14 protein-coding genes and 4 tRNA genes are annotated in these 18,059 nt (G+C 31.3%); 6 read left to right on the plus strand and 12 right to left on the minus strand.

Annotated features, from left to right (window positions below):
* Nucleotides 1-175 precede the first annotated feature (175 nt).
* Both L8T90_RS07490 and L8T90_RS07495 read left to right on the plus strand, forming a co-directional pair.
* Nucleotides 176-3,016, plus strand: a complete 2,841-nt coding sequence (locus L8T90_RS07490; RefSeq protein WP_263737139.1) for a filamentous hemagglutinin N-terminal domain-containing protein — start codon at nt 176-178, stop codon at nt 3,014-3,016.
* Nucleotides 3,017-3,122: 106 nt separating this feature from the next.
* Complete coding sequence (locus tag L8T90_RS07495; RefSeq protein ID WP_263737140.1) at nt 3,123-4,961, plus strand: ShlB/FhaC/HecB family hemolysin secretion/activation protein; 1,839 nt, start codon at nt 3,123-3,125, stop codon at nt 4,959-4,961.
* Here the strand turns inward: L8T90_RS07495 and L8T90_RS07500 are convergent.
* The 7 genes from L8T90_RS07500 to L8T90_RS07530 are packed head-to-tail and all read right to left on the minus strand — an operon-like array spanning nt 4,958 to nt 11,359.
* Nucleotides 4,958-5,530 (minus strand): prepilin-type N-terminal cleavage/methylation domain-containing protein, encoded by a 573-nt coding sequence (locus L8T90_RS07500; protein ID WP_318529942.1) that lies wholly within the window; start codon nt 5,528-5,530, stop codon nt 4,958-4,960. The two genes, L8T90_RS07495 and L8T90_RS07500, sit on opposite strands and share 4 nt — an antisense overlap.
* Nucleotides 5,527-6,534 carry a tRNA (adenosine(37)-N6)-threonylcarbamoyltransferase complex transferase subunit TsaD gene (gene tsaD, locus L8T90_RS07505; protein ID WP_263737141.1) on the minus strand — a complete coding sequence of 336 codons (1,008 nt, stop codon included), beginning with the start codon at nt 6,532-6,534 and terminating at the stop codon, nt 5,527-5,529. Before tsaD ends, L8T90_RS07500 begins: the two co-directional genes overlap by 4 nt.
* Nucleotides 6,531-7,919: a M99 family carboxypeptidase catalytic domain-containing protein gene (locus tag L8T90_RS07510; RefSeq protein ID WP_263737142.1), complete on the minus strand. Its 1,389-nt coding sequence runs from the start codon at nt 7,917-7,919 to the stop codon at nt 6,531-6,533. The genes tsaD and L8T90_RS07510 overlap by 4 nt, the downstream gene beginning before the upstream one ends.
* Nucleotides 7,916-8,995, minus strand: coding sequence for a 1-deoxy-D-xylulose-5-phosphate reductoisomerase (gene dxr / locus L8T90_RS07515; RefSeq protein ID WP_263737143.1), 1,080 nt, complete (start codon nt 8,993-8,995; stop codon nt 7,916-7,918). The genes L8T90_RS07510 and dxr overlap by 4 nt, the downstream gene beginning before the upstream one ends.
* Nucleotides 8,992-9,720 carry a phosphatidate cytidylyltransferase gene (locus tag L8T90_RS07520; protein ID WP_087700494.1) on the minus strand — a complete coding sequence of 243 codons (729 nt, stop codon included), beginning with the start codon at nt 9,718-9,720 and terminating at the stop codon, nt 8,992-8,994. Before L8T90_RS07520 ends, dxr begins: the two co-directional genes overlap by 4 nt.
* Before the next feature lie 11 nt (nt 9,721-9,731).
* On the minus strand, nt 9,732-10,052 hold the full coding sequence (locus L8T90_RS07525; protein ID WP_039629205.1) for a hypothetical protein: 321 nt from the start codon (nt 10,050-10,052) through the stop codon (nt 9,732-9,734).
* A 2-nt stretch (nt 10,053-10,054) separates the two neighbouring features.
* On the minus strand, nt 10,055-11,359 hold the full coding sequence (locus tag L8T90_RS07530; protein ID WP_263737144.1) for an NFACT RNA binding domain-containing protein: 1,305 nt from the start codon (nt 11,357-11,359) through the stop codon (nt 10,055-10,057).
* Between the two features lie 41 nt (nt 11,360-11,400).
* Between L8T90_RS07530 and L8T90_RS07535 the strand changes: the two genes are divergently transcribed.
* Both L8T90_RS07535 and L8T90_RS07540 read left to right on the plus strand, forming a co-directional pair.
* Complete coding sequence (locus tag L8T90_RS07535; RefSeq protein WP_263737145.1) at nt 11,401-12,000, plus strand: NTP transferase domain-containing protein; 600 nt, start codon at nt 11,401-11,403, stop codon at nt 11,998-12,000.
* Nucleotides 11,963-12,937, plus strand: coding sequence for a phospholipase A (locus tag L8T90_RS07540; RefSeq protein ID WP_263664317.1), 975 nt, complete (start codon nt 11,963-11,965; stop codon nt 12,935-12,937). The genes L8T90_RS07535 and L8T90_RS07540 overlap by 38 nt, the downstream gene beginning before the upstream one ends.
* Here the strand turns inward: L8T90_RS07540 and L8T90_RS07545 are convergent.
* Nucleotides 12,934-14,286 (minus strand): Na+/H+ antiporter NhaC family protein, encoded by a 1,353-nt coding sequence (locus tag L8T90_RS07545; RefSeq protein ID WP_412175011.1) that lies wholly within the window; start codon nt 14,284-14,286, stop codon nt 12,934-12,936. The genes L8T90_RS07540 and L8T90_RS07545 overlap by 4 nt on opposite strands.
* Before the next feature lie 134 nt (nt 14,287-14,420).
* On the opposite strand from L8T90_RS07545, the gene ilvD reads away from it, so the two are divergent.
* Nucleotides 14,421-16,097: a dihydroxy-acid dehydratase gene (gene ilvD / locus L8T90_RS07550; RefSeq protein ID WP_263737147.1), complete on the plus strand. Its 1,677-nt coding sequence runs from the start codon at nt 14,421-14,423 to the stop codon at nt 16,095-16,097.
* Nucleotides 16,098-16,172: 75 nt separating this feature from the next.
* On the opposite strand, the gene L8T90_RS07555 is transcribed toward ilvD, so the two are convergent.
* From L8T90_RS07555 to L8T90_RS07570, 4 genes are all read right to left on the minus strand, one after another.
* Nucleotides 16,173-16,260: transfer RNA gene (locus L8T90_RS07555), tRNA-Ser, on the minus strand.
* A 33-nt stretch (nt 16,261-16,293) separates the two neighbouring features.
* Nucleotides 16,294-16,367, minus strand: a tRNA-Cys gene (locus L8T90_RS07560).
* A gap of 16 nt (nt 16,368-16,383) precedes the next feature.
* Nucleotides 16,384-16,472 (minus strand) — tRNA-Leu (locus tag L8T90_RS07565).
* Nucleotides 16,473-16,481: 9 nt separating this feature from the next.
* Nucleotides 16,482-16,556: transfer RNA gene (locus L8T90_RS07570), tRNA-Gly, on the minus strand.
* A 152-nt stretch (nt 16,557-16,708) separates the two neighbouring features.
* Between L8T90_RS07570 and L8T90_RS07575 the strand changes: the two genes are divergently transcribed.
* On the plus strand, nt 16,709-18,059 hold a 1,351-nt coding region (locus L8T90_RS07575; protein ID WP_263737148.1), incomplete at its 3' end, for a cache domain-containing protein.

Genomic DNA, 18,059 nt, shown 5'->3' on the forward strand with positions numbered 1-18,059 from the left:
ACTAAATCAAAAAGACTTACAAAGCTTATTAGAAACTATTACTAAAAATAATCAAAGCTTACATAAAAACATCAAAGCAAAGGTTCAAAAAGCTAAATACACTCTAAGTGTAAGTAAAGATGCAAAAAGCATAGTAGTGAATTTAAACTAAAGTAATATACCAAAAGGATTAATTATGAAAAAGCTAGCAAATCACATCATACTCTCAGGTGTAACGGTATCAATGTTATTTTCTCCACTAATGGCTTTACCTAGTGGAGGTAAATTTACTCATGGGACTAGTGGGAGTATAACTTCTAATGGTAATAATATGAATATTATAGGTAATGGAACAAACTCAGTCATACAATGGGGTGGTGGTTTTAGTATAGGTCAAGGTGAAAGTGTAAACTTTGGAGGTAAAGATAAAAACTATCTAAACATTGCTCATGGTACTAGTAAATCTACCATAGAAGGTTTATTAAATGCAGGTGGTAATAATGTCTTTTTAATTAATCCTAATGGGGTAATCATTACTAAAACAGGAACTATCAATGCTAATCGCTTTGTGGCTTCGACTTCATCGATGAGTGATGGGGATATGTGGAAATTTGCAAAGTTAACTAAAGCACAAGGTGCTTCTTTCTCTCCGGTATTTAAGCCACAAAAAGCAGGCAATGTAGTAAATATGGGTAATATTAATGCTGATGATGTATTACTTATAGGGAATAAGGTAGATATACAAGGTGGTAAAGTAGGTAATAAAAACTCTACTACACATTTGGTGGGAAAAAATGTATATATAGATGCAGATAGTGCCAAGTTAAATTCTAATAACATCAATGTAACAGCTACAGAGGGTGGTTACATACAAAGACAAATGATAAAATTTGCAAATGATAAATATAACTTTGGTGATAATGTAAAAGTAAATGTAGTAAATTATAAAGATTCTAGTGGTGCAACTCATACAGGAAGTTCTAATTTCAAAAAAGCTCTAACTATAGGTAATATGGGAAATGAAAAAGATAATGCTATAGAGTGGTGGCACTTTGCTAAAGGTTGGAATGAAGGTTTAGGTAATATTAGAGAAATTGATGAGTTTAGATTGGTAGATGATATAGATTTTAGTGGTAATCAGGGTAAAGGGGTAGAGGGTAAAGATTGGCAAAACTATGTAAATTATTGTATAGAAGGACTTGGGTGTACTAGTATGATTGTGGGTCCAGATTTCGGTAATAGTTTTACTAAAACATTTGATGGTCAAGGATATGCACTTAAGAATATTAATATTAAAGCTACAGGACTGGATTATAATAGAAAATTTGTTGGTATATTTGGCTCTGCCAGTAATGCAACTTTTAAAAATATTAATGTGGATTATATGGGTGGAAATATTTACTCTGAATATTCTACAACTGGTGGTTTTATAGGAAGTGCAAGTAATAGTAAATTTTATAATATTTCATTAAATAATATACACGATATGAAAGTAAATTTTCCTACAGGTGGACAAGCTGGAATATTTAGTGGAATAATTACTGATAGCGAGGTTATAAAAATATCTTTGAATAAAATAGGTAATTTTATTACTTTTGGTGGTTGTGATGGTTGTGGCGCTATATCTATTGGTGGTTTTGCTGGACAGTTGCTAGGTGAAAATAATAAATTTAATCATATTTCCATAAGTGAAATAGGTAATATTAGTGGTAACCAAAATGGCGACAATAATTTATATGTTGGTGGTTTTGCTGGAAAAGGTAGTGATGGACAATTTTCAAATATATATTTATACAATATAGGTAATATCGAAGGGAATTATTTTAATAACTATAGCAATCAAGGAGCTTTAGTTGGAGGTTTTTTTGGAGAATTGCAATCTCGAAATACAGTCAAATTTGAAAATATTTATATATTTTTTAATCCAGCAGCAGCAATTACAGGAAATGGCGGATCATCAAGTAATAGTATATTTTCTCATTTTTTTTACGATTCTAAATTTGCTTTCTCCAATATCCACATCTACTATCATGAAAATGATTTAACCAATACAACTGGAGATAAAGACCACTGGAATGACTTTAATAAAAATGGTTATGTTTCAGATAAAATAAACATCCGCACTTATAACGATTCTACTCAAAGCGATGCATATAAAGACTTTTTATCTAAAGCTAACACCATAGAAAAACCATCTAAGCCAACTAATCCAACCGATTCTGATGTCATCTTAGATAGTGATGATGTAATTAGTGCAGAAGATTTAAATAAATGGCTTGATGAAATATTTGCTGGAAATTACTGGGTAGATATAAAAGATCTTAGCAAAATTCAAGGTCTAAGTGAAAGCATAGCTCAAAGCATATCTTTCTTGGAAGCTTTATATGGTCAAAAAGGTATGAAAGAAATATTAGAAGGAATTAGCAATGAGTATAAAAATATTTCTACCAAATATGATAAATTTGCAATTAATAAAGCAAATCTTTTAGCATTTATTAATGATAAATTAAAACCTCTAGTTGAATCTTCTAATAATGCCTTAGCTCAATTAAAACTCATGCAAGAGCAACTTAAAATAGCTATAGCTAAATACAATGACTATGTTAAAAAAATCAATGAAAACCCTGCTATAAAAAATGAAGAAACTTTAAATGCTTTAAAAGCTGAAGTGGATAGACTAAACCAACTTAGCGGAGAATTAGCTACTACTATAGCTAATAATCAAATACAACTAGAAGCTTGGCAAGATAAAGCTAGTACTAATTCTAATGAACATTTTACTATTAAAGGACAATTTGATAATGTAGCATTGTTAATACCTGATTTAGAAAAAGTAACAGCTAATGGTAATGAAAATGACGATTATGAAAAAATCTCTCGCCAAATAGCTGATTTACAAAAACAAACACCTGTTTTTGAATACAATGATGAAGAAACCGAAGAAGTTGAAGAATCTGCATTTAAGCAAAAAGGCCTTACTTGCATAGTTAGCGATAACTTTAAAACCATGAATCCTTGTATAGTTGGAGGATTATAAAATACACTTACTAAACATATAATGAGTATATACAAATACTCATTATATGTTTTAATCAATCATAAAACAAAAAATTAAAATACATCACTAAAAGGAAAAAATAAGTATGAAAAAACTCTTATTTAGCACTATAGCACTTAGCTCTTTAGTCTATGCTAATAATGGAAGTATTAGCATAGCTAAAAATGATATAGAAAAGGTTATAGAATTATCCCCTGATAGAAACCTCCCTCAAAACAAAGCTATCAAAGAAAATCTAAAAACTAAAGATGATTATATAAAAAGCCAAGAAGCTAAAAAAGACTTTGAAGAAAAAAAGAAAGAATTAAAAGAAAAACTAAATCAAGAAGAGGAAGCTAATGGGGAAACTAACAATCAAACTAATAACACTACCAACCCAAATAACCAAACCAATAATAGTTCTAACACTAACACTACTAATTCTAACAATAACACCCCTACCACTAAAAAAGTAATAACCAAATACAAATTTGTTATCACTAATGAAAACACTAGCTTTGAAAAGCTAGGTATTAAAGAAGAAGATTTACAATTACTTATTAGTGAGTTTAGCACTAAAAGATTTAGCTTACAAGATTTACAAGATATATCTAATATCATTGCTTATTATTTCCAAGTTAATGGCTATCCTGCAGCAACAGCTTATGTACCCCAACAAGAATTTGAAGATAGTGTACAAATAAACATAGCCTTAGGAACATTAGGTAAGTATATAGTAAAGAATAAAACTACTATAAAAGATTATTTTATAGAAAGTAAGCTTAATGAAAGAATCAAAGGTAAAATCATATCTACTAAACTCATAGAAGATAGTGTATATAAAGTCAATGAAATGTATGGAGTACAAACCCTAGCAGGTTTACAAGCAGGAGAGAATGTAGGAGAAACTGATGTAGTTATAGAAGTAGTGCCTGATACTAAAGCTAATGTATTATTATATACTGATAATTATGGTATTGAAAGTGCAGGGGATATTAGAGCTGGTATTAGTATGGGATTTAATTCTATATTTAATATGGGAGATTATTATAATTTTTACTTACAATCAAGCAATGAAAATCAAATTAACTATGGAGCTAGTTATACTTTCTTTTTAGGAAATTTAAAAATTACTCCAAGCGTATCTCAAGGATCTTATTCTTTAGGTGGAGATTATGAAGGATTAGGTTTTAGTGGTACTTCTAGAAATTTTGGTATAGATTTTTCTTATCCTGTATGGATTAATACTAATTCCTCTTTATATTTTACTTCAAGTATTTATCATAAGATACTTAGTGATGTAACCTTAGATCTTTTAACCTTTGATAAAAGTTCTAATGTAGGTAGTATGGGTTTAGAAGGTTTGTTTAGAGGATTTGAAAATAATACTTTAAGTTATAGTGCTAAGATAAGCATAGGTAAGGTATATGATGATGGTACTACTATATTTGGAGATACATCTAAAAGTGGAGGCAAAGGCTTTGGTTGGTTTAGAAAGCTCAATGCTAGTGTGAATAATTATTATAGTATTAATGAATACATTACTCATACTTTAAATATAAACTATCAAAAGGTATTAGGGAATTTTGAATTAGATTCTTCTGAGAGTTCCTCTTTAGGTGGAGCTTATGGAGTAAGAGCTTATGATAATGGAGAAGGTGATGGAGATAATACTATAGTAGCTAACTTTGGTATAAGAATAAATATACCAAATACTAATTTTTATTTTACTCCTTTTTATGATATAGGTTATGCTTGGTATGAAAAAGACTCAGGAAGTAGATTAGCAGATGAGCATTTTTTAGATGCAGTAGGTTTGCAAGTACTTTATAATAAAACTAATGAGTATTATATAAAGCTTGACGCAGCAAGAGCAGTTCATCAGTATAAATTTGATGATGATCATAGAATGAAATTGTATTTAAGTGGTGGGGTGTATTTTTAACCGCCATTTAAAAAATATACCCTAGTAGCTAAGTCTTTAAAAGCTTTAGAGTGGATTAAACTTTGGCAAGCCTTAGACTTTGAAGTGCTTGCAAATTCACTTTGACTAAAAGCATTTAAAGCTTCATCTAGTTGAGTTTTTATACTTTGATTTTTAGGATCTTTCAAAGCTTGATTTTTTAAATCTGCTATATTTTGGACTTTACTTTTTTGAGCATTATCTACCATAAGCGCTAAAAGCAAAATGCTTTCTTTATCTACAAAAAGCACCTTAAAACACTGCTCGTCATTTCCCACACTAAAATCAAGTTCTTTGGTGGAATTTTGCAAATTTGATAAATCTTCATTTTTTATATTTGCTACATTACTCATCAAAGCTATACTTGAAAGACTTTCATTTTTTAACACATAAGAACTTACATCATTGATAAAAGTTTTTAAATTTCCTAAAGCTTGAGCTGTACTTGCTTCATCTTTACTTGTGCTAAATTTTGGCAAAGCAACCGCAGCTAAAACCCCAAGTATAATCACCACAAACACAAGCTCTATAATAGTAAAAGCCTTTTTCATAATACACCTTGTAAATTTTTCACCTTAGGGCTTATAAGATCATCTTCAATACTTACAAATTCTTTACGCTCATAAGCCTCACAAGCTGCCCTTGCTATCATCAAAGCATTATCTGAACAATACTCAAGCGGAGCTAGCAAAAGTTCACATTGATAGCTTTGACATAAATGCTCTATTTGACTTCTTAGGTTTAAATTTGCACTAGCTCCACCTACTATGCCAAAACGCTTAAATTTATACTCTTTAAAAATTTTTTCTAACTTGTTTAAAATATGTGCTATAGCTGCTTTTTGAAATGCAAAGGCTATTTTACTTTTACGCTCTAAGCTTAGCTCTTCTTTTAAAATTTCCAAACGCACTTGATTTTTAAGTCCTGAAAAACTATAAGCTAAGTCTTTAGAATGAAGCAAAGGTATGCTAAATTCTAAATCACTTTCTTTTACATTTTTAGCTAAATTTTCTATGATAGCTCCACCAGGATAACCAAGTCCCATCATCTTAGCTACTTTATCAAAACTTTCTCCAAAGCTATCATCATTTGTTCTTGCTAGTTCTGTGATTTTACCTTGCTCATTAATAAAAAGCACCATAGTATGCCCACCACTTACAAGCAACACCCCCATATCAAAACTAGCTTTTTTATCTAAAAACATAGAGTAGATATGTCCTTTTAGATGATTAATCGCTATAAGTGGTAAATTTAGACTAATAGCAAGCATTTTAGCCATAGCAACCCCACCTATCAAACTCACACTAAGACCAGGTTCATTTGTAACTGCTATGGCACAAAGCTTATCAAAGTATTTTTGGCATTTTTCTAAGATTTTAGGTAAAGCTTCGCTGTGCAATCTTGCTGCAAGCTCAGGCACTACCCCACCATAAACACTATGAGCATTTTCTTGAGAAATCTTTGTATGAAAAATGCATTCAAAGCTGTTTTTATCTATGATAGCAATAGAACTATCATCACACGAGCTTTCTATGGCAAGAATTAAGCTTTTCATTGAAATTCCACTAAAATCATACCAATAAATTTATCTTTTTGCTCTGCTTTTTCTATGGCTTTTGCAGGTATGTTTGCTTTTTTGATTTCTTTAAAATTTGTCTTTTTTTCTAAGGCTTGATCTGCCAAATTTGCATTTTTTAACTCATAAAATTCCACTCTATAAATCTTTCTTTTTTTGTCTAAAGAATAACGACTTTGCATTTGATTTTTGCTAATTTCTATACCACTTTCATCATTGCCCCTATCAAAACCTATGACATTAACCCTTACACCTACAATAGAAGGAATTTTAAAGCTATTTTTTACCATGATTTTTTGAGCAAAATTTGTTTGTATGTTTTTTCCATCTACTATCATCTCAACACTATCTAGCGCATTTGAAAACTCAAAGTATTCAGGGTATAGTCTAGTTTGCAAGCGATTTCCGTAATTGACTGAGTATGAATTAACATTTGAAATCACTGCTGTAATTTCATTGCTTGCTTCATAATTTAAAGCTTGATTAACAGGGAAAGGCAAGAAATTTATAGCATTAGTAGGTTTGTCAAGATAAAGTAAAATTTTATCATTAAAAAGTCTTACCTCCAAAGGCTTTTCAATGGCTCTATAAACCCCATTTGGAGTTAGCTCAAAAGTTCTTTGAAATTCTATATTTGCCTTTTTTAGATAATACTCCACCGCCAAAAGATGATAATACACTCTTAAATGTGTTGGTAAATTTTTGCTCGCTTCATTAGCAAAGGCTGCTTTGTGATTTGACACTACAAAATAAGTTAAAGCCTTTAACATATCTTTGTCATTACTTTCTTGGGTTTTGGTGTTTTTTAAATGATATTGATGTTCTTCTTTTACTAAGGCTTTATTGATATTTTCCACCGCTTCTTTAGCTATGTTTTCTAAGTCTGCATATTTAGTAGAATTTACCTCGCTTTGATCGATAATGCTAGTATTGCCCCAGCGGTTTGGATTTTTATCTTTGCTTTCATATTGTGGTCTATAAAAACCACTTCCATCATGTAAATTTATGACCATATTAACTTCAGGGTCTAAAATAAGCTTTTTTATACGCTCTATGGTGTGAAAATCAGGATCGCTTTCATCTATATGGGCAAATTTTCTATTTAAATCTCCAAAATTTCCCCTATTTCTTGCAATAATACTTTCAAAAGCCAAATTTGGCGCAACGATGATTTTACCTTTAGTGATATTATAATCACTCAAAAGCAAACTAGCAGCATGAAACCCACCTGGCTCATCTCCTTGTATACCTCCAAGGATTAAAACTGTGTTATTATCATCTAAACTTTTTCCATTTTCTTTCACACTAAATTCTAAAGCAAAAACCGCATTTATAAAAATCAAAACACTTAAAAAATATCTCACTTCATTTCCTTATCTAAATAAAGCCTTACTCGCTTATCATACTCAAAAACATCTTCAATTTGGTTAATCTTTGGTACACCAAAATGATCTAGTGCTTTGAAAATTCCTTTAGCGATATCTAAAAACTGCGCTTTTTGAGCTAAAAATTGATACACCATACACTCATTTGCACTATTTATAATCACGCCCAAGTCAGGCTCTTTCAAAAGTTCATCTTTGAGTGAAAATATAGGATATTTTTTTAAACTAATTTTTTCAAATTTTAAACTTGGCATTGCTAATAAATCCAAATTTTCTATAAAGCTTTGATCATGCTCATCTAAAATCGCTTGAGCTATAGATAAACGCATATTTGCATGAGAAAAATACGCACTTATACCACCATCTTTAAACTCGCACAAAGCATGCACTAAAGACTTTCTTTCTATCAAAGCATCTATTTGCTTAATACCATAAAGATGATAAGCTTCGATGATTTCAAAAAGCTTATTACACATACTAGTACTATCTATGGTGATCTTAGCCCCCATGCTCCAGTTGGGGTGCTTGAGAGCTTCTTTTACGCTGACATTTTTTAAATCTTTGATTTTATAATTATAAAAGGCCCCGCCGCTTGCTGTGATGAAAAGCTTTTTAATGTTTTTTCTTTTATCTATTAAGCACTTTAGTGCTGCGTGTTCACTATCTATGGCTTTAATTTTGGAAGTGTCAAAAAATTTCCCTGCTACTACTAGGCTTTCTTTATTTGCTAAGGCTAAAGTTTTACCAAGCTTTTGCGCCATAAGACTTGAGTTTAACCCTGCAAAACCTACTATAGCATTTATCACCAAAGAGCTTTTACACTCAGCTATCATCGCTTTTAAGCCTTCTTGGCCACAAAAAATCTTATCATGATCAACCAAGGTTTTATCTTTTTCATCTTGGATACATACAAATTTAGGCTTAAAAAGAGCTATTTGCTCATTTAAAAGCTTGATATTTTTACCACAAGATAAAGCTTCTATGCTTATGTTTTTTTCTTTAGCAATAAAAAGAGTATTAACCCCTATACTTCCTGTGCTTCCAAGTACAATCATACTAAAGTTGCCATTGCAAATGCTGCAATGATAACAGCATCAATTCTATCTAAAACTCCCCCATGCCCTGGGATTAAATTACCACTATCTTTAATACCTGCTTGTCTCTTAAAATAACTCTCAAGCAAATCCCCTATCACAGCAAAAATAGCTACGATTAAAGATATATAAATACTTTTTACTAAGCTAAATTCAAAAGAACCTATGATAGTTCCTAAAATCCCTGCGCAAACTATGCCACCTACTACACCTTCTAGAGTTTTATTTGGGCTTGTTGGAGAAAAAGCTCTCTCGCCAATGAGCTTTCCTATAAAATACGCCCCGCTATCACAAGCAACGACAATCACTATAAGCCAAAATAATACAAACATACCCTCATAGCTTAATACTTGATAAAGCATTAAAATAGGCAAAGTAGGATATATATAAGGCATAAGTTCATTTAAATTTTCACTTTTTTTATAAACTAAATATCCTAAAATCAAAATCAAAGCCATAAGGCCTATAAAGAAAGGTTTATCTAAAAATGCACCTATTGCAAAAATACACAAAGCCACAAAGGCACTTGCATGTTTACTTTTAAACATAGCTTTTGCTTCATTAAATGCCAAAAACAATAAAACACCAAAAATAGCAAAATTAATCAAAAAATTATCTACTAAAGCAACAACAGCTATTACAGCTATCATCACAATAGCACTAAGAATTCTTGTCTTTGAAAACATTTTTATCCTTTCTATATACTTAAATCAAGCAAATGAGAGCTTTTTTTGACTACTTCTTGCTCTTCTTGTTCATCTTCATCTTCTTGCTCTTGTTCTTGATGATGTTTAGAATGCTTCTTTTCTTCCTCTTGTCTTTCTTTTACCTCATCACTTACTTCGTGAGTTTGATTAACTTTTTCAAGTTTTTCAACCGCCTTTTCCTTTGCTTGAAACTCACTCATATTTACCAAAGTCGCAAAAGAGTCTTTTGCTAGTTCATTGCTCACTTGTGCTGAATGCACTGGTGCATTTTGGTTAGCATAATTAACACCACCTATGGGACTTATAGGCATATTCACTCCTTTAAAATGCTTATAGTCTTATAATTTGTATAATTTACAAAAGCCTTCTCTCTAACTTTAACAAAATTCTTACTCGTATAATCGACCAAATAAGTTCCAGAACTTAGCTTGGAAAATTCCACACAAAGCTTTGCGGCAAATTCTAGCACTAATTGACTTATTTTTAATTTATTTGAAGTAATGATCACATGTGCACTAGGATAATCTTTCACATGCAACCAAATATCATCTTTTTTAGCTATTTTTAATAAATACTCATTAGCTTTTTCATTGCGTCCTACACTGATTTTAAACTCATCAAAATAAAAGCTACTAACCCCTGCATTTAACTCTTCTTTTTTGGTTTTTTTACTTTTTTTAGGCATTAAAACTTCTAATTCTCGCAAAGAAGTGCTTTTGGTGATTAAATCTTTTAAATTGATTAAAAAATCAAGTTTTTCACTTAAAATTTCTCTTTCTATATTGATATTTTTAGCCTTTTGTTTTAGCTTTTTAGCCATTTTGTAAAATTCATTCGCACTGTTTTTAGGTGTATCTTCAAGCTTAAAAGCAAGCTCATTTGAATTAAAATCTTGCAAAATAAATTCTCTTTGATAATCTTTTAAAGAATTTAAATTAGCAAATAAAACATCTGCTTTTTGGCTTAACTCTTGAGCTTTTTTTAATAAATTGCTTTCTTGTTCTAAATTTTCTACACTCTCTTTAAGGGTAAAAATTTTTTTATCTACATTTAAAAGTTTATTTTCTTTTATATCTTTTAAGCGCTCTTGCTGTAACTTTTTAGCACTTTCTTGAAAATACACATTAAAATCATCAATCTTTACAAATTCTTCTTTAATCTCATAAGCTTTTAAAGCTTGGAGTTTTTCGCCTATTTTTACAATACGATAACTTTTATCTATATGACGCAAAGCTTCTATGATAATATCATTAGTATCTGTAATGATGACATTAGTGTTTTTTCCTGTAAATTCAAAATAAATCTTAGCCCCATAAGCTTTGTAAGATTTTTCTGATAAAACTTCAAAAGATAAAATTCTATTATTTTCTAATACTTCTAAATTTAAAATCTTTGCATTAGAAAAGTATTTTTTTAACATAAAATCAAAAGGTGCGTTATAGACTTTTGCTTGGAGCTTATCTTGGTAAATTCCACTTTTTCCGCGTGTTAAATCTAGTATAAAAGCTTGATGATCTAAGCTAAGCTCTAAGATATTATCATCAAGGCGTTTGAGATAATTTAGCTTTTGAAATTGTTTAAAATAATCTTTTATTTGTATTAAATCTGTATATTTCATAAATGTATTATAAAATATTTTGATGAATTTATGAGGTTTTTATGAGTGAAAAAATTCCCTATCCTTGCGTGATTTTATGTGGCGGAAAGTCTTCACGCATGGGAGAAGATAAAAGCTTATTGCAAGTAGATGATAAAAACTTAACTCTTTATCAGTATGAAAAAATGTCAAGAATTTTTAATCAAGTTTTTATTAGCACTAAAAAAGATAAATTTCATCAAAAAAACTTAGCACTTATTTTAGATGAGGATTTAAACAACTACTCCCCACTCATTGCCTTAAATTCCATACTCAAACATTTTCAAAACACCTATGTATTTATCCTTAGCGTGGATACTCCAAGTATAAGCAAAGAAAGTATTTTTAAACTTTTTCATCATCTAAAATCACAAAATATACTCTTAGCAAGCACAAAAAAACACAAGCATTATTTATGTGGATTTTATCATGGTAGAAATTTTGAAAAAACTTTGCAATTTTTACAAGAAAATAACCATAAACTAGCTCTTTTTTGTGATACAATGAAAGCAGAATTTATAGATTTTAAAAATGAAAATGAGTTTATAAATTTAAATTATTTTAACGAATATAAAAAGTGGCTTCATGAAAAAGACAATTCTACCCATAATATGTGCTTTTAGTGCTTTAGCAAATGAAGATTTAATCAATCAAGCCTTAGAATATGAAAGGCAAGGTGAGTATAAAAAGGCTATGCAAATTTATAAAAGCTTAGCTTTAAAAGATACAGCAAAAACAAAAAATTTAGAACTTTCTCTTAACAATGAGCAAAATGCAACAAAAGAACATAAAATAGATGATTTTAACCCAAGAAGCGAAGCTTTGGCAAATTATCTTGGCACAGAAAAATCATACAATCCTTTTGGTATTAGCACACATAATCTTAGCTATTTTATGCCTGTTTCTTATAGTTTTAGCAAAAGAGATTATAAAAGCACTGAAACTAAATTTCAAGTAAGTCTTAAAAAAACTCTTTTTGAAAATCTTTTGGGTTTAAACGAAAGCTATAACATAGCTTATACACAAATTTCGTGGTGGCAACTTTATAAACATTCTGCTCCTTTTAGAGAAACAAACTATTTACCTGAATTTTTTATCAACTTTCCTATAAGCGGACATGGAGCTTTTGAAAATTTAAAAAATGTACGCGTTGGTTTATTACACGAATCAAACGGGCAAGATGACCCAAAATCAAGATCTTGGAATAGAATTTATCTAAGCAATGCATGGTTTTTTGGGGACTTTGTGTTCATACCTAGGGTTTGGCTAAGAATTCCTGAAAAAAGCTCAGAGGATGATAATCCTGATATAGAAAAATATTTGGGTAATTTTGATATCAATCTTGCTTATACCCAAGATGATTATTTTATCAATATCCTATGGCGTAATAATTTAAATTTTGCTAATAACCGCGGTGCAGTGGAAATAAGCGGAGCTTATAAAATCTCTAACAATGGCTTATATATTTACACTCAGTATTTTAATGGATATGGCGAGAGTCTTATTGAGTATAATAAATCTTCAAGCAGACTCTCAAGCGGAATTTTACTAATGTATTAAAGCAAACAAAACGCTATAACACTACCTAAGATAAGCAAAGAGCCATTAAAGCATAAAAAGGTTGGTATACAAGTATCTTTTATATGATCACCTTGCTTATCTGCATTAAGCCCTACACTCACTCCCAAAGTCGTCTCACTAGCAGGCGATCCTGCATCGCCTAAAGCTCCAGCAACACCGATGATAAAAATAATCGCAGCAGGTGAAAAACCAAGCTCTATACATATAGGACAAAATAAAGCAGCGATGATAGGAATAGTCCCAAAAGAACTGCCTATGCCTATAGTGATTAAAAGCCCTATGGCTAGCATGATAAAAATAGCTAAAAAGTGACTTTGCTCCATAAAAGGCACGCTTGTTTTTACAAGCTCAGCTATACCCCCACTTTGCTTTAAAACCTCCCCATATCCTGAAGCAACAAGCATTACAAAAGCTATATAACCCATGATTTTAAGCCCATCATCAAAAACTAAATTAACTTTGTTATATTCTACTCCGCCCAAAATCACCATCAATACAAAACCCAAGAGTCCAGATAAAGGTAAATTATGTGTTAAAATTTGCAAAATCAAAGTCAGCACAAGACCAGCCAAAACACCCCATTCTTTTTTACTCATTTTTAGATTTTCAAAATCCATTTTAGCAATTTGCTCTTCTTGATATTCTCTTGGCTTAGCATAAAATACAAACACAGCTAAAAACAGACCAACTAGCATACAAATAGCCGCAAAAGCCATAGTTTGAGAAACTTCTCCTAGGCTAATTTGCACTCCATTTGAATTTAAATTATCCACAAGCAAAGTTTGAAAAATAAGCCCAAATCCCAAAGGTACCACCATATAAGGTGTGGTAAGTCCAAAAGTTAGCGCACAAGCTATGGCTCTACGATCTATTTTTAATTTATTAAAAAGCTTTAACAAAGGTGGGATCAATAAAGGCACAAAAGCCACATGGATAGGGATTAAATTTTGTGAAAAACAAGCAATAAATGCCAAAGAAAGTATAAGTAAGTATTTTTTATGTGAAATATAATGCGAAACTATTTTAATCAAATATGCTGTTAGATTAGTTTTTGATATAGCAGCAGCCACCGCTCCAAGTAAAATATAACTTAGTGCTGTTTGTAAATTTCCTTGCATACCGTCAATTAAAACTTTCATAGAATCCATCATAGCTTGTGGAAGTTGAGTAAAAAACTCCATCAAAGTTAAATGCTCTACATTCATAAATTTAGACCAAACGCCCACAAAAAGCCCAGAAAGTAAAACACTAAGCAAAACATTAAACCTAAAAAAACACAAAAGCGTCATTAATACAACGCCTATAAATACTGGATTAGTTAAAAGCATTACATTCCTTAAATCAAAATAATTGCACATTTTAAATAATTTTCTTTAAAATACCATTTAAGTTTAAAAAATTTAAGCAAAAATTGCAAAATAAAAGCATAAAATGATAGTTTTTACTTTAAAAAAGGATACAAATGAGAAGTGACGCGATCAAAAAAGGACATTTAAAAGCACCAAATCGCTCTTTACTTAGAGCATGTGGCTTAAATGATGAGGATTTTGACAAACCTTTTATAGGTGTTGCAAATAGCTATATAGATATCATCCCAGGACATTTTTTCTTAAATGAATATGCAAAGATCATCAAAGATGAAATCCGCAAAAATGGTTGCATTCCTTTTGAATTTAATACTATAGGTGTAGATGATGGCATTGCTATGGGGCATGATGGTATGCTTTATTCTTTGCCAAGTCGTGAAATCATTGCAAACTCTATTGAAACAGTGATGAATGCACACCAACTTGATGCACTAATTTGTATCCCAAATTGTGATAAAATCACTCCAGGTATGCTCATGGGGGCTTTAAGAGTTAATGTGCCGACTATTTTTGTGAGCGGTGGGCCTATGCGAGCAGGAGTAAATAAACACGGAGAAAAAATCAGTCTAAGTTCTGTTTTTGAAGCAGTGGGAGCTTATGAGGCTAAAAAAATCAATGAAGATGATTTAAAAGATATAGAATGTAAAGCTTGCCCTAGCGGTGGATCTTGCTCGGGTATGTTTACTGCAAATTCTATGAATACTTTATGTGAAGCTATGGGCATAGCGCTTGAAGGAAATGGAACTATTTTAGCACTTAGTAAAGAAAGAGAAGAGCTTTTAAGAAAGGCTGCGCGTAGAATTTGCGAGATTGCCCTAGATGAGCGTTTTAAAATTCGCAATATCATTACTAAAAAGTCCATTAATAATGCTTTAGTTGTTGATATGGCTATGGGTGGAAGCTCAAATACTATCTTACATATGCTTGCCATTGCTTATGAAGCGGGTGTAAATTTAGATATAAAAGAACTCAATCACATCAGTGCTAATGTGGCTCATATAGCCAAAATCGCTCCATCTTTAAATACTGTTTATATGGAAGATATACACAAAGCAGGTGGAGTAAGTGCAGTAATGGCTGAAATAGCTAAAAAACCAGGCCATATTTTAGAACTTGATACTCTAGATATTAGCGGAAAAACTTTAAAAGAGCGCATTGAGAATGCTAGCATTAAAGATGAAAATATTATAAGAAAAATAGACAATGCCTATTCAAATGTAGGTGGACTTGCTATACTTTTTGGAAATTTAGCAGAGCAAGGCTGTGTGATAAAAACTGCAGGTATTATGGGTGAACGTAAATTCAAAGGTAAAGCGGTTTGTTTTAATTCTCAAGAAGAAGCCATTAAAGGTATTATAAAAGGTAAAGTTAAAGAAGGTGATGTGTGTGTGATACGCTATGAAGGACCAAAAGGTGGACCTGGCATGCAAGAAATGCTTAGTCCAACTTCATTGCTCACAGGCATGGGACTTGGTGCTAAAGTAGCACTTATAACAGATGGTCGTTTTAGCGGAGCTACAAGAGGGCTTAGTATAGGCCACATTTCTCCTGAAGCTGCAGAAGGTGGGCTTATAGCGCTTTTGGAAGATGGTGATGAGATAGAAATTGATGTGGATAATTACAGTATCAATGCAAATTTAAACCAAGATGAAATCACCAAACGCAAAGCAAACTTTAAAATGCCAAATAAACAAATAAATTCAAGATGGCTTAAAATGTATCAAAAGCTTGTAAGCAATGCTAGCAAAGGCGGGGTTTTAGACTTAGAATAATTTTCTTAATTTCTTAGAGAAATTAAGAAATATCTTTTAAATGTGAAAACAAAAATATGAAAAATTATGTTAAAGTGGCCGGGAGAAAGGGATTCGAACCCCTGGAGGTGTGACCCTCAACGGTTTTCAAGACCGCCGCTTTCGACCACTCAGCCATCTCCCGAAAGAATAAAAATATCAAGTGTTAACATCGCATTGGAGGCGACATCCGGATTCGAACCGGAGATCAAGGCTTTGCAGGCCCATGCCTTACCGCTTGGCTATGTCGCCTTGAGTTACCAAAAAGTGGTGCCCGAGGCCGGACTTGAACCGGCACGGAAGAAAAATTCCGAGGGATTTTAAGTCCCTTGTGTCTACCAATTCCACCACCCGGGCGGGTGATAATGGAGCGGGAAACGAGATTCGAACTCGCGACCCCAACCTTGGCAAGGTTGTGCTCTACCCCTGAGCTATTCCCGCATGTAAAATTGAAATTATATCTATTAAAGCTTAAAGATATATAAAAACTTCTTTTTTTGTCACCTTTTAGATAGTCTCCATCTTAAAAATTTATTTTTTTATAAATATTTTATAAGTAAAATAAACTTTAGAAAACAACATAAGGGGTAAAAATGTTTAAATTTAACAACTTATCTAATAAGTTAACAATAATAGCTTGTTTTTTAATAGCTGTTATATTAATAGTTGTTAATGTAATCAACTATTATCAATCTAAAGACAGTACTAGCTATTATCTTGAAGAAATTCAAAAGAAAACTATGTTTGATGTTAATGAAGCATACAAGATATATTCTAATAGCAAAAGATCAGCTATTGCATCGATTGCAATATTCATTGAAAAAAATCCAAAACCAAATGCAAATGAGCTTTTTGATGTTTTAGAATCAATAAGATCAGCTGGTGGATTTGATGTAACATATATTGGCTTTGAAGATGATGGTAGTTTATATCAATCTAATAGAGTTATAAGAAGTCCAGAAAGCACAAATTTTGATGCAAGAACCAGATCATGGTATCAAGAATCAAAAAATGCTAAAAAACTTACCGTTTCTGATCCTTATAAAAGTATCGAAGATGACTCCATAACCATTTCTTATGCTGCGCCTGTATATAAAAACAATAAATTAATAGCTGTAGTTGGGGGCGATTATAACTTACATACTTTTTCCAAAGATGTATTATCTATAGGTCACTCTGATAGCTCTTATGCAGGTGTATATGACAAAGATGGAACTATTGTATTTCACGAAGACAAAGATAGAATGCTTACAAAAAATGATTTAAGTATTAATATAGCAAATGCTATTAAGGAAAATCCTGATTTAATTGATCCAAGTAAAGAAGAGACTTTGTTTTATGCTAAAGACGAAGCGGGTAAAACTCAAGTCATTACTTGTAATCAAACTTTAAATCCTAAATATATAGTTTGTTCTATTACAGACGAATCTGTATACACCGATGCTGTTAATAAAGTTTTATTCCAACAAGTTATTATCGCACTAATAGCCATAATCATTGCATTAATTTTAGTTAGATTTACTATAGCCAAAAATTTAAAACCTATTGCAGTTATCACTACAGGCCTCAACTCTTTCTTTGACTTCATTAATCATAAAACTAAAGATTCTGCTATGATAGATGTTAAAACAAATGATGAGCTTGGTGCTATGGCAAAAGCAATTAATGAAAACATCACTAAAACTAAAAATGCATTAGAACAAGATGCTAAAGCAGTAGAACAATCGGTAGAAACTGCTAGAGAAATAGAAAGTGGTAATCTAACAGCAAGAATTAGTGCAATTCCTGCTAATCCTCAATTAATAGAATTAAAAAATGTATTAAATGAAATGCTAAATGTATTAGAACAAAAAGTTGGTTCTAATATGAATGAAATTAATAGAGTATTTGATAGTTATAAAGCCTTAGACTTTACCACTGAAGTTGCTAATGCTAAAGGTGGGG

It is taken from the genome of Campylobacter sp. RKI_CA19_01121 (genome assembly GCF_025771295.1).
GTDB lineage: Bacteria > Campylobacterota > Campylobacteria > Campylobacterales > Campylobacteraceae > Campylobacter_D.